This is a genomic window from Xanthomonas sp. CFBP 8151, from assembly GCF_011761885.1.
Lineage (GTDB): Bacteria > Pseudomonadota > Gammaproteobacteria > Xanthomonadales > Xanthomonadaceae > Xanthomonas > Xanthomonas arboricola_B.
Genome location: NZ_JAASQZ010000001.1, coordinates 1,565,972 through 1,577,720 on the forward strand (window position 1 = coordinate 1,565,972; position 11,749 = coordinate 1,577,720).

The window sequence follows — 11,749 nt, forward strand, 5'->3', positions numbered from 1 at the left end:
TTCATGGCAGTTACCGAGGCCGCGCCGGCGCCGCTTTCTTGTGGCGACAACGCCTACTTGAGCATCAGCGAGGTCCGCAAGGAATTCGATGGCGTTGTCGCGGTCGACGAGGTCAGCCTGCAGATCCGCAAGGGCGAGATTTTCGCGCTGCTGGGCGGTTCGGGCAGCGGCAAGTCCACCTTGCTGCGCTGCCTGGCCGGTTTCGAGCGGCCGACCAAGGGCCGCATCGTGCTCGATGGCCAGCCGATCGACACGTTGCCGCCGTACGAACGCCCGATCAACATGATGTTCCAGTCGTATGCGTTGTTTCCGCATATGAGCGTGGAGCAGAACATCGCCTTTGGACTGAGGCAGGAAGCCTTGTCCAAGGCGGCGATCGCAGCGCGCGTGGGCCAGATGCTGGAGCTGGTGCAGCTTGGCAGCCTGGCCCGGCGCAAGCCGCATCAATTGTCCGGCGGGCAGCAGCAACGCGTGGCGTTGGCGCGCTCGCTGGCCAAGCGGCCCAAGCTGCTGCTGCTGGACGAACCGATGGGCGCGCTGGACAAGAAGCTGCGCGCGCAGATGCAGCTGGAACTGGTCAACATCATCGAGACATCCGGCGTCACCTGCGTCATGGTCACCCATGATCAGGAAGAGGCCATGAGCATGGCTACCCGCATCGCGTTGATGGACCAGGGTTGGATCCAGCAGGTCGGCACGCCAGACGAAATCTACGAGCAACCGGCCAACCGGTTCGCCGCCGAATTCATCGGCTCGGTCAATCTGATCGACGCAGTCATCGTCGAGGACAAGCCGGATTACGTTGGCCTGAAGGCGTCCGCCTTCGACGCCAGCATCCGGATCGGCCACGGCATCACCGGTTTCGAAGGGCAGGCGGTGACATTCGCGCTGCGCCCGGAAAAGCTCGTCATCGGCAAGGACGAGCCCGCCCAGGCCTGCAACAAGGCGCAGGGCGTGATCGAGGACATCGCCTATTTCGGCAGCCATTCGGTCTACCACGTGCGCCTGCCCGGCGGTTTCAAGCTGATGGCCAACTTCGCCAATCGTCAGCGCTGGGCCAGCGAAGCGCTGAGCTGGGGCGATGGCGTATGGCTGAGTTGGGGCGAGCACGATGGCGTGGTGCTCACCGCATGAGGCGCCGGATCCGCGCATTGCCGGGCGCGCGCTGGGGCGTGATCGCCGCCCCGTCTCTGTGGCTGCTGGTGTTCTTCGCCATCCCGTTCCTGATCGTGCTGAAGATCTCCTTCGCCGAGCGCGCCACCGCGATGCCGCCGTACACGCCGCTGTTCGCCGTTGCCGCCGATGGGGCGGTGAGCCTCAAGCTGCACCTGGGCAATTATCTGGTCATGCTGCGCGACAGCCAATACGTAGCGGCGTATGCGAGTTCGATCAGGATCGCGGCGCTGTCCACCGTGTTTGCGCTGTTGATCGGCTACCCGATGGCCTATGTGATCGCGCGTCTGCCGCTGGCCACGCGTAATGTGGCGATGATGCTGGTGGTGCTGCCATCGTGGACCTCGTTCCTGATCCGCGTCTACGCCTGGATCGGCATCCTCGACGGCAACGGCTTGCTCAATCAGGCGTTGCTGGCGCTGGGGGTGATCCGCCAGCCCTTGCAGTTGCTGTACACACCGCTCGCCGCCTACATCGGCATCGTGTACTGCTATCTGCCGTTCATGGTGCTGCCGTTGTATGCCAACCTGGTCAAGCACGATCGGCGCCTGCTCGAAGCCGCCTACGACCTGGGCGCGCGGCCGTGGCAGGCGTTCGTGCGCATCACCTTGCCACTGTCGCGTAACGGCATCGTGGCCGGCTGCATGCTGGTGATGATTCCGGCGGTGGGCGAATTCGTGATTCCGGAAATGCTGGGCGGGCCGGACACCTTGATGATCGGCCGCGTGCTGTGGGGCGAGTTCTTCAACAATCGCGATTGGCCGGTGGCCGCTGCGGTGGCCACGGTGATGTTGCTGCTGTTGCTGGCGCCGATCGTGCTCTTCCACCGTTATCAGCAGCGCGAGCTGGAAGGGCGGCTGACATGATGCGCGCCTCGCGCGGTGGTCGCGTGCTGGGTGGCAGTGTCCTCGCGCTGGGCTTCGGCTTTCTGTATCTGCCGATCCTGTTGCTGATGGTCTACTCGTTCAACGCCTCGCGGCTGGCGATGGTGTGGGGCGGCTTTTCCACGCACTGGTATGGCGAATTGCTGCGCGATCGCCAGTTGCTGGAGGCGGCCTGGGTCAGTCTGCAAGTCGCGTTCTGGACCGCCTGTGCATCGACGGTGCTAGGGACGATGGCGGCGCTGGCGATGGTGCGCATGCGGCGTTTCCCCGGCAAGACCCTGTTCGGCGCGTTGATCACCGCGCCGCTGGTGATGCCGGAAGTGATCATCGGCCTGTCGATCCTGTTGTTGCTGGTCTCGATGGGCGGTGTACTCGGGATCGCACCGCGTGGCGCGGTGGCGATCTGGGCGGCGCATGTCACCTTCACCGTCTCGTTCGTGACGGTGGTGATTTCCTCGCGCCTGCAGGAACTGGATCGCTCGCTGGAAGAGGCGGCGATGGATCTGGGCGCGACACCGCTGAAGGTGTTCTTGCTGATCACCTTGCCGATCATCGCCCCCGCATTGGCATCGGGCTGGCTGCTCGCGTTCACGCTGTCGCTGGACGACGTGGTGATCGCCAGCTTTCTGGCTGGGCCCAGTTCGACCACCTTGCCGATCAAGGTGTTTGCCTCGGTGCGGCTGGGCATCAGCCCCAAGGTCAACGCACTGGCCACGCTGATGGTGCTGGCGGTGTCGATCGCCGCAGCGATCGGCTGGTGGCTGCTGGCGCGCGGCGAAAGACGCCGTCAGCGCGATGCGCAACTGGCGCTGCAAGCTGCTTCCTGAGCAGGCACCAACATGGGGGTGGCGAATGCATCGCAACAAGCGGCGGCCAGACGGCTGCGAACGCCCACGCAGCCGACATTTACGACCGCTGCAAGCCGCTTGCAGATGCCTGCGGCGGCTAGCGGACGCCGGGCACGGCAGTTGGCTCGGCCGTTGTTACCTGGCCGGAGGCGTGTACCCGCTGTCCCAGGGCTGCGGCTTGGTCAGGTAGCACTGATACTCGGCGCTGATGTCGTAGCCCTGTTGCTCGACTCTGGGTTGTTCGTCGGCGCGATCCTTGTCCCTGTTCTTGCCGTTATTGTTACCGTCGTCCCTGGATTTCTGCTTGCTCGGATAGATCGTGACCATGTTCGGCGACGAGTGCGCGGTGACGAATTGGCGGATGGCAGTATCCGAGCAGGCACGCAGTGCCTCTTCCTCGCAGGGTTGGCTGGGATTGGGCAGCGTGTTGGTGCAGCTCACGGTGACAAATCCGTTCGGGCCGGGGCGCGGGCCGTGCAGCATGTCCTGCAGGACGGCGCATCCCGGCAGGCCGGCGCCGATGCCAAGTACAACTAGAACAATCAGATCCCGGCGCATCGTGGTGGTCTTCCGTGAATGGATGAAGCTGCCAAGTGCCGAATGCTAGAGCATTTTTGTGCGGTGGGACGGTCGGGACAGGGCAGGGCTGCTTTCATCAGCGTGTGCGGGTGCGTTGTTCCGGCTGCCGGCTAGCCGCTAGCCGTGCGATGGAGGTGCGGCATTGCGTCGCGGTGCGGGTAAACACAGCGTTGCAGCGATTTGCAGCGGTTGTGACGCGGCTGCAACTTTCCGGCGACTAGCATGGCGGGCCTGTAACAGGAGACCGTCATGTCCTACGACACCGTCAACCCGGCCAATGGCCAGGTCGAACATACCCAGCACACCCTGGACGCCGCCGCCATCGAGGCGCGTCTGGCTGCTTCCGCCAAGGCATTTCCGCAATGGGCGGCGCTGCCGTTGGCCGAGCGCGGCGCGCTGCTGCGCCGGGTCGGCGAAGAGCTGACCCGGCGGCGCGACGACCTGCAGCGCATCATGACCGCCGAGATGGGCAAGCTGCGCCACGAGGCGCTGGCCGAGGTCGACAAGTGCGCGCAGGGCTGCGCCTATTACGCCGAACATGCAGCCGAATACCTGGCACCGCGCGATATCCCGACCGAAGCGCAGTCCAGCTATGTGCGCTACGAACCGCTGGGCTGCGTGTTTGCGGTGATGCCGTGGAATTTTCCGCTGTGGCAGGCATTTCGTTTCCTCGCCCCTGGTCTGATGGCCGGCAATGTCGCGCTGCTCAAACACGCCAGCAACGTGCCGCGCTGCGCCGATGCGATGAAGGACGTGCTGGACGCCGCCGGTATTCCACCCGGCGTGTTCGACGTGCTGCATATCGACAACGACCAGGCCGCAGATGTGTTGCGTGACGAGCGTATCGCCGCGGTGACGCTGACCGGCAGCGAACGCGCCGGACGTTCGCTGGCTGCAAATGCGGGCGATCAGCTGAAGAAGTGCGTGATGGAACTCGGCGGCAGCGACGCGTTCGTGGTGCTGGAAGACGCCGATCTGGAGCACACCGTCGCCTCTGCCGTGCAGTCGCGTTTCGATAACAGCGGGCAGACCTGCATCGCCGCCAAGCGCTTCATCGTGGTGGACGCCATTGCCGATCAATTCATCGAACGCTTCGTGGCCGCCGCCTCCCAGCGCGTGCTCGGCGACCCGCAGCAGGAGGGCACCACGCTGGCGCCCATGGCCCGCGCGGATCTGCGCGACGAGTTGCACAAGCAGGTGCAACACAGCGTGGAAAAGGGCGCCAAGGTGCTGTTGGGCGGCGAACCGGTGCCCGGTTCGCATGCAGGCTACCCGGCCACCATTCTCGATCGTGTCGCCCCAGGCATGCCGGCTTACGAGGAAGAGTTCTTCGGCCCGGTTGCGTCGGTGATTCGCGTGCGGGATGAAGCAGAAGCAGTACGCATAGCCAACGACACCAGCTTCGGCCTGGGCGGCAGCGTGTGGACCTCCGATGCCAAGCGCGGCGAACGCGTGGCGCAGCAATTGCAGTGCGGGGCGGCCTTCGTCAATTCGGTGGTCAAGAGCGACGTGCGGCTACCGTTCGGCGGCATCAAGCGCTCGGGCTTCGGCCGCGAGCTGGCCGAGCACGGCATCCACGAGTTCATGAATATCAAGACGATTTATGTGGCTTGAGTGCTGGGATTGGTGATTCGGGATTGGGGATTCGCAAAGTCCAGGGCATTTCCTTCTCCCCTCGGGAGAAGGTGCCCGAAGGGCGGATGAGGGTACGTGCAACACACGCGCCACCGTCAGGCGTCCTGCTCCAACCAATCCCGAATCCCCACTCCCGAATCCCGGCCGCAAAGCGGCCTACAACCACCGCGCTCGCTTGAACAGGCGATACAACACCAGGCACGAGGCGACCACGCCGGCTACCAGCAGTGGGTAGGCGTAAGGCTTGTCCAGTTCGGGCATGTGGGTGAAGTTCATGCCGTACCAACTGGTGATCAGGGTGGGGGCGGCCAGCAACGCGGCCCAGGCGCCCAAGCGTTTGACGGTTTCGCCCTGGGCCAGGGTGACCATCGACAGGTTGACGCTCAGTGCGGTGCCCAGCATTTCGCGCAAGGTGTCGATGGCGTCGTTGATGCGCACGGCGTGGTCGAGCACGTCGCGCAGGTAGATGCCGACTTCGTCGTGGATCAGCGAGCCGGGGTTGCGCTTGAGGTGCGAGAGCACATCCTGCAATGGCGCCACGACCAGCCGCATCTTGTTGAGTTCGCGCTTGAGCTCGTACAGGCGCACCACGGTTTCGCGCTTGTAGTCGTCGGCGAAGATGTCCTTTTCCAGGCCCTCCAGCGTGTCGCGGAACTCGTCCATGATGGGCAGATAGTTGTCGACCACGAAGTCGAGCACGCCATACAGACAGAACGAGGCGCCCATGCGCAGCATGGCCGGTTCGCGTTCGACCCGATGCCGCACCGGCGTATACGACAGCGATGCGCCATGACGCACCGTCAACAGAAAGCGCGCGCCCAGAAACGCGTGGGTTTCGCCGTAGCGGATGCGCTCGTTGACAAGTTGCGCAGTGTTGACCACCACGAACAGTGAATTGCCGTAGCTCTCTGCCTTGGGGCGTTGGTGCGCCTTGAGCGCATCCTCGATGGCCAGATCGTGCAGGCCGAACTCATCCTGCAACTTGTGCAGCACCGATTCCTGCGGCTCGTACAGGCCGACCCAGACAAAACCATCCGGGCGCTGCAGCACGTCGCTGATCTGCTCCAGGCTGATGTCGTAACGCTTGCCGTCGGCGTCGTACCAGGCGCAGGTGATGACGCAGGAGGGGTTATCCGGATGGCGGCCGTGGTGGTTCATGGACGCATCCTGGATCAGCGCGTGCGGACGGACAAGTCACGCCGCCGCAATGCAATCGCAAGCGCGGTGTGGATCGGCAGCAGCAGCAACACCCATTGCAGGTTGCCCTGCGCCTGGAACGACAGCCAGTGGATCAATAGCGCCAGCAATGCAGCGGCGGCGACTACCCAGCGCAGCACGTCGAACCAGCGCCCGGGCCGGCGCCCGCGCAGCACTGCGATGCCGCCGATCAACAGCAGCACGCATAGCGGGTTCACCAGCAACAGGTTGCGATTGGCCCAGGCCGACTGATGTACGGTGAAGCCCCACAGATATACCAGCAAGCCGCCGCCGATCGCGCACAGTAGCCAATACGGCAGCGCGAAGGCGGCCAGCATGCGTTGCCGGCGACCGAGTGCAAGCACGCCGGCGGCGACGATCAGCCCGGCCAGCAACCATGGCCACCAATGGCGTTGCTGTTCGGCCGGCTCCGGTGCGATGCGATGCGGCAGCAGGACCTGCGTGGACTGCACCAGCGGGCGGCCGGCGCTGTTGTGCACCTGGGTCAGGCTGTCGGCCAGACGCATCGGCACGAACGCTTCCTCCCAGCGCGACAACGGGCGGTCCGCGTACGGCCCCAGGCCCAGATCGAAGCCCAGCCACATCCACGGGGCAGGGGAGGCCAGCCGCACCGCTTCGCTGCGGAAGGTATTGCCGCGCGAACGCCCGGCCAGTTGCGATTTCAACGCGCCACCCATCGCCCGGTCCAGCGTGTCGCGGACCATCGTGGCGCAGTTGGCCACGAAATAATCGTAGTGATAGCGCGCGTTCTCGGGCTGGCTGCGGATCGCCAGCCCGTCAGCCAACGCGCGAGCCTGGTCCGGCGGCAGATCCAGCCACTGGATGCTGACGCCGCGGCCGACCGCGCGGTATTGCTGCAGGTCCTCGTCCAGCGGCAACGCGACCAGGTAATACATCATCTCGCCGCGCGCAAAGCGCGGGACGAAATCCGGCTCGCTTGGGTCGAAGAAGCCGAAGTTGTACGAGGTCGCCTGCCCGCTGACGGGATCGACCACCACAATGGCATCGTGACCGAAGCGCTCGAAGAACACTTCGCCCGGTTGCATGGTGACCACGCCGACCCGCGGTGCCGACGTTGCGGCTTGGGCAGGCGCCTGAGTGGCGGCCTGGGCAATGGCGGCAGGCGTTACCAGCAACGCCAGCAGCAGGATACAGGACACCGCCCAGCGTCGGACGCTGCCGCGGTCTGGCGCTGCAGCAGTCGCGCGGTACCAAGGGTTCAAGCGTCGTCCTGCGGGTCTGGCGGCAGAATGGTCACATGGAAGGCATGTACACGCCGCGCATCGGCCTTGGCCACACGGAAGGCAAAGCGTCCCAGCGTCAGCTCTTCGCCGGTTTCCGGCAGATGCCCGATCGCATCGGTGACCAGGCCGCCCACGGTGTCGTACTCGTCATCCGGGAAGTCGGCAGCAAAGCGCTCGTTGAAGTCTTCGATCGGCGTCAGCGCATCGACCACATAGCGTCCGTCGGCCTGGATGGCGATCAACGAATTCTCGTCTTCGGCATCGTCGTGCTCGTCGTCGATCTGGCCGACGATCTGCTCCAGCACGTCTTCGATGGTGACCAGCCCGGCGACGCCGCCGTATTCGTCCACCACGATCGCCATGTGGTTGCGCGACAGCCGGAATTCCTTGAGCAGGACGTTGAGCTTCTTGGACTCGGGGATCAGCACCGCCGGGCGCAGCAGTTCGCGCACGTTGCCGGGGCCGTTGTCGGCGACCACGCCGCGCAACAGGTCCTTGGCCAGCAGGATGCCGAGCACTTCGTCCTTGTTCTCGCCATGCACCGGGAAGCGCGAATGGCCGGATTCCACCACCTGCTTCATCAGGTCGATGAAACGCGCCTCCACCGGCAGCGAGACCATCTGCGAGCGCGAGATCATCACATCGCCCACGGTGAGTTCGGACACCGAGATCGCGCCTTCCATCATGCGCAAGGTGTCTGCGGCGATGAGGCCGTCCTGTTCGGCGGTCCGCAACAACGCGACCAGTTCATCGCGGGTATGGGGTTCGCCAGAGAAGGCAGCGCTCAGGCGCTCGAGCCAGCTACGGCGTTTTTCGGGTGTTTCTTGGGATTGGCTACTGTCGTCTTCGGACATCGTGACGTGGGACGGCACCCGGCAAACCAGGCGATAGCGGTCAGTCTAACAGGAAGCCGCCAAGGCGCTGTGGACGGGGCGGGCGGACGCTGCGCTTCAGGGCAAGTCCAGGCTGTAGCCACAACCGACCACGGTCTTGCCCGGATGCGACTTCACGTTGGAAACGCTGAGCACGATCGATTCGATCATGGCCTCGCCGGTCTTGGGGTTGGTGGTGTCTTCGCTGACCAGCTCGCGGCCGTACATGACCTTGTCGGCGTTATCCACGCCCGGTTCCAGGTTCAGCTGTCTGGCCAGCGGGCGCGGGTCGGGCAGATCCAGCAGCGCCATCACGCTGGCGCCGGAGAACGCGATGTGGGTGGTGCGGTGGCCGAACACGCTGATCGGCGTGTTGAGCGTGTACTCGGTCATGAACAGGTTGGCCTGGTCCAGCGGCGTCCAGCCCAGCGCCACCGCCTTGAGCGGGTCGGCAAGCACCGGCGCCAGCGCGTTGAAGTCGCCGATGCGCTGGCGGCATTCGATCAGGGCCGGCAGGTCGGGGCGTGCCGGCGGGGTCTGCGCGTCGGCGCCGGAGAAGACCAACAACAGCAACGCGGTGGCGACGCAGGCCCGCATCAGCGCTCTCCCGCATATGGGTCGTCGATCCCCAGATCGGTCAGGATGTCGCGTTCGAGTTGCTCCATCGCGTCGGCCTCCTTGTCGTCCTCGTGATCCCAGCCCAGCAGGTGCAGGGTCCCGTGCACGGTCAGATGGGCGTAATGCGCGGCCAGCGACTTGCCTTGTTCGGCGGCCTCGCGTGCCACCACCGGCGCACAGATCACCAGATCGCCGAGCAGCGGCATTTTGATGCCTTTGGGCAGGCCTTCGGGCAGCTCGGCCGGAAAGCTCAGCACATTGGTGGCGTAATCCTTGCCACGGTAATGGTGGTTGAGCGAGCAGCCTTCCTTTTCGTCGACAATCCGCACCGCCAGATCGGCCTCGCGGATGCGGCCCTTCAGCGCGGCCGCCACCCATTTGCGAAAACTCACTGCCGACGGCAGACCGGCGCGCGGCAGCGCATAACTGACAGCGACGTCGAGGCGGACAGGTCCACGGGTCATGGCGAGAGTTTCCTGGGCAGAGGGTCAGCGCGTGCAGGTGATCAGCAGTATCACCGCAGGCCCGTTGGCCACGCGGTAGCTCGAACTGCCGATCGGGCCGCGCCCGCAGCCGTGATTGTAGTCCCGCACCCGCAACCTTGAAACGAATCCTGGCTGGTCATGCAGCCAGACCGCAGCGATACCGCTTTCCAGGAGTCCGCCGACCAGCGACTGGCTTGAGCGGTGCGCGTGCTGAAGCGGTGAGCTTTCGCAGCCGCGTGCATCCGTGACCGTTCCCGGTAGATCGAGCAGCCAGCGCGCGCTGCGACCTTGCTGCCAAGCACTGAATCGTACGCGATCGTTCCCTGCCGGCATATCGCCGCGCGCCTGTTCCGCCAGCCTCTCCAAGTGCGCGGTTGGAATGCTGATGCTGGTTTGTTCGGCAGCCAGCGACACACAGGGGGGCGCCACCTGTGTCGCCGTGATCACATCGCGATCCACGGCCGGAACTCCCGGGAACAGCGGCGCTTCGGTGGCCCCGAGCGATGCCGCCGCGACCAACCCGCTTGCCAACGTCAAGCTGGCAAGGAATAGCCTCATTCAGCGTTGCTCTTGATCGCAGCGTCCTGCTGGTCGCGCTTTTCATACGCGGTGACGATGCGCTGCACCAGCGGGTGGCGCACCACGTCGCGTGCTTCGAAGAAGGTGAAGCTGGCGCCGTCCACGTCGCGCAATACCTCGATCGCATCGCGCAGGCCGGACTTGACGTGCTTTGGCAGGTCGATCTGGGTCAGGTCGCCGGTGACCACCGCGGTGGAGCCAAAGCCCAGCCGGGTCAGGAACATCTTCATCTGTTCGATGGTGGTGTTCTGCGCTTCGTCCAGGATCACGTAGGCATCGTTGAGCGTACGGCCGCGCATATAGGCCAGCGGCGCGATCTCGATGACGTTCTTTTCCAGCAGCTTGACCACCTTTTCCACGCCAAGCATTTCGTAGAGCGCGTCGTAGAGCGGGCGCAGGTACGGGTCCACCTTCTGGCTGAGGTCGCCTGGCAGAAAGCCCAGCTTCTCGCCGGCTTCCACTGCCGGGCGCACCAGGATCAGGCGCTGTACGCGCGACTCGTTCAGGGCCTCCACCGCGCTGGCCACGGCCAGAAAGGTCTTGCCGGTACCGGCCGGGCCGATGCCGAAATTGATGTCGTGCGTGGCGATCGCGTGCAGGTACTTGGCCTGGTTGGCGCCGCGGCCACGCACGGTGCCGCGTTTGACCTTGATCGCCACGTCCTGGGCCACGTAGGAACGATCGACCACGTGCTCGACATTGGCATCGTTCAAGCGCAGATGGATCGCGTGGTTGTCGAAGGTGGTGGCGGCGGCTTCCTCGTACAGCGCGGCCAGCAGCGTCTGCGCGGCAGTGATCGCCGGCTCCGGGCCGGTGACGCGGAAAATGTTGCCGCGGTTGGCGATCTCCACGCCCAGCTTGAGTTCGATCTGGCGCAGGTGCGCGTCGAACGGGCCGGCCAGATTGGCCAGGCGCTCGGTGTCGTCGGGTTCCAGGGTGAAGTCGCGATGTGCAGGTGAGTTCATGGTCGGATCGGACCGCGCACGCATGCGCTGGTCGGTTGGGCGGCAGGCGAGGGTAGCGCGCAGCGTGTGATCCCACCAACACACCCGGTTGCCGCAACCGGCACGCGGCGGTCCGCGCGGTTTTTCCACAAGCGCTGTGGAGTCACGTATCACTAACCTGTGGATAAAAATCGTGGCGCCTACTCGCACAAGGTCCGGCAGGGACATGGCGAAAAAATCACCACTGCGGTGGCGGTTGTCCACAAGCGGTGTGGATCGAATTCGGCAAAGCCTGTGGGTAAGTGTTCGGACGCCTTGTGCCGTAAGGCGTTGCAGACGATTGGTGAAATTTTGATCACTCGCCTTGCGTACTGTGTGTCGAGCGGAGTTGGTGTCGTTGCTGTGCGCGATCACGACCATGCCCGGCGTATGCGAGTAATGCGCGCCGTTGTCAACCGAGACCGACCACGGCTCGGTAGCGCGCAGATGCTGGAGCGCCGATCGGCGAATGCAGTGCGGCAAGCACGCAAGCTGTGTGCTTGCCGAAGATCGAGGTGCGAGGCACGACGTGCATAACCTCAACGGAGTTGCCAGCGTGCTGCACGCATGCAGCTACACAAAGCAACGCAACAACGATGGCAGGCAGACGCAGCATCGCGTGCCCGGCCGC

Annotated in this window: 12 protein-coding genes; 4 read left to right on the top strand and 8 right to left on the bottom strand. The window is 64.7% G+C overall.

Annotated elements, in window-relative coordinates:
• Window positions 1-3: 3 nt before the first annotated feature.
• From potA to FHT08_RS06575, 3 genes are read left to right on the top strand one after another with little or no spacing between them, the layout of a single operon-like run.
• Window positions 4-1,134, top strand: coding sequence for a polyamine ABC transporter ATP-binding protein (potA, locus tag FHT08_RS06565; RefSeq protein ID WP_104537059.1), 1,131 nt, complete (start codon window positions 4-6; stop codon window positions 1,132-1,134).
• Window positions 1,131-2,039, top strand: coding sequence for an ABC transporter permease subunit (locus FHT08_RS06570; protein WP_166774613.1), 909 nt, complete (start codon window positions 1,131-1,133; stop codon window positions 2,037-2,039). Before potA ends, FHT08_RS06570 begins: the two co-directional genes overlap by 4 nt.
• Complete coding sequence (locus tag FHT08_RS06575) at window positions 2,036-2,884, top strand: ABC transporter permease subunit (RefSeq protein WP_166774614.1); 849 nt, start codon at window positions 2,036-2,038, stop codon at window positions 2,882-2,884. The genes FHT08_RS06570 and FHT08_RS06575 overlap by 4 nt, the downstream gene beginning before the upstream one ends.
• 156 nt (window positions 2,885-3,040) lie before the next feature.
• On the opposite strand, the gene FHT08_RS06580 is transcribed toward FHT08_RS06575, so the two are convergent.
• The gene (locus FHT08_RS06580; protein WP_166774615.1) at window positions 3,041-3,463 is read right to left on the bottom strand and encodes a hypothetical protein; all 423 of its coding nucleotides are present in this window, start codon (window positions 3,461-3,463) and stop codon (window positions 3,041-3,043) included.
• A gap of 270 nt (window positions 3,464-3,733) precedes the next feature.
• On the opposite strand from FHT08_RS06580, the gene FHT08_RS06585 reads away from it, so the two are divergent.
• On the top strand, window positions 3,734-5,098 hold the full coding sequence (locus FHT08_RS06585; RefSeq protein WP_104537067.1) for an NAD-dependent succinate-semialdehyde dehydrogenase: 1,365 nt from the start codon (window positions 3,734-3,736) through the stop codon (window positions 5,096-5,098).
• Window positions 5,099-5,275: 177 nt separating this feature from the next.
• On the opposite strand, the gene FHT08_RS06590 is transcribed toward FHT08_RS06585, so the two are convergent.
• The 7 genes from FHT08_RS06590 to FHT08_RS06620 form a co-directional block, all read right to left on the bottom strand.
• Complete coding sequence (locus FHT08_RS06590) at window positions 5,276-6,277, bottom strand: magnesium and cobalt transport protein CorA (protein ID WP_104537069.1); 1,002 nt, start codon at window positions 6,275-6,277, stop codon at window positions 5,276-5,278.
• Between the two features lie 14 nt (window positions 6,278-6,291).
• Complete coding sequence (locus FHT08_RS06595; RefSeq protein WP_343204133.1) at window positions 6,292-7,497, bottom strand: DUF4105 domain-containing protein; 1,206 nt, start codon at window positions 7,495-7,497, stop codon at window positions 6,292-6,294.
• A gap of 59 nt (window positions 7,498-7,556) precedes the next feature.
• On the bottom strand, window positions 7,557-8,435 hold the full coding sequence (locus FHT08_RS06600; RefSeq protein ID WP_104537073.1) for a transporter associated domain-containing protein: 879 nt from the start codon (window positions 8,433-8,435) through the stop codon (window positions 7,557-7,559).
• 96 nt (window positions 8,436-8,531) lie between these two features.
• Window positions 8,532-9,050: a hypothetical protein gene (locus FHT08_RS06605; RefSeq protein WP_104537075.1), complete on the bottom strand. Its 519-nt coding sequence runs from the start codon at window positions 9,048-9,050 to the stop codon at window positions 8,532-8,534.
• The gene (ybeY, locus tag FHT08_RS06610; RefSeq protein WP_104537077.1) at window positions 9,050-9,535 is read right to left on the bottom strand and encodes an rRNA maturation RNase YbeY; all 486 of its coding nucleotides are present in this window, start codon (window positions 9,533-9,535) and stop codon (window positions 9,050-9,052) included. The genes FHT08_RS06605 and ybeY overlap by 1 nt, the downstream gene beginning before the upstream one ends.
• A 24-nt stretch (window positions 9,536-9,559) precedes the next feature.
• Window positions 9,560-10,114 carry a hypothetical protein gene (locus FHT08_RS06615; protein ID WP_166774617.1) on the bottom strand — a complete coding sequence of 185 codons (555 nt, stop codon included), beginning with the start codon at window positions 10,112-10,114 and terminating at the stop codon, window positions 9,560-9,562.
• Window positions 10,111-11,100, bottom strand: a complete 990-nt coding sequence (locus tag FHT08_RS06620; RefSeq protein ID WP_104604916.1) for a PhoH family protein — start codon at window positions 11,098-11,100, stop codon at window positions 10,111-10,113. Before FHT08_RS06620 ends, FHT08_RS06615 begins: the two co-directional genes overlap by 4 nt.
• Window positions 11,101-11,749 lie beyond the last annotated feature (649 nt).

Coding starts and splice junctions, on each gene's coding strand:
- FHT08_RS06585 (WP_104537067.1), top strand. CDS start 3,734: ATGTCCTACGACACCGTCAACCCGGCCAATGGCCAGGTCGAACATACC.
- FHT08_RS06605 (WP_104537075.1), bottom strand. CDS start 9,050: ATGCGGGCCTGCGTCGCCACCGCGTTGCTGTTGTTGGTCTTCTCCGGC.
- FHT08_RS06575 (WP_166774614.1), top strand. CDS start 2,036: ATGATGCGCGCCTCGCGCGGTGGTCGCGTGCTGGGTGGCAGTGTCCTC.
- FHT08_RS06620 (WP_104604916.1), bottom strand. CDS start 11,100: ATGAACTCACCTGCACATCGCGACTTCACCCTGGAACCCGACGACACC.
- FHT08_RS06600 (WP_104537073.1), bottom strand. CDS start 8,435: ATGTCCGAAGACGACAGTAGCCAATCCCAAGAAACACCCGAAAAACGC.
- potA (WP_104537059.1), top strand. CDS start 4: ATGGCAGTTACCGAGGCCGCGCCGGCGCCGCTTTCTTGTGGCGACAAC.
- FHT08_RS06570 (WP_166774613.1), top strand. CDS start 1,131: ATGAGGCGCCGGATCCGCGCATTGCCGGGCGCGCGCTGGGGCGTGATC.
- ybeY (WP_104537077.1), bottom strand. CDS start 9,535: ATGACCCGTGGACCTGTCCGCCTCGACGTCGCTGTCAGTTATGCGCTG.
- FHT08_RS06615 (WP_166774617.1), bottom strand. CDS start 10,114: ATGAGGCTATTCCTTGCCAGCTTGACGTTGGCAAGCGGGTTGGTCGCG.
- FHT08_RS06590 (WP_104537069.1), bottom strand. CDS start 6,277: ATGAACCACCACGGCCGCCATCCGGATAACCCCTCCTGCGTCATCACC.
- FHT08_RS06580 (WP_166774615.1), bottom strand. CDS start 3,463: ATGCGCCGGGATCTGATTGTTCTAGTTGTACTTGGCATCGGCGCCGGC.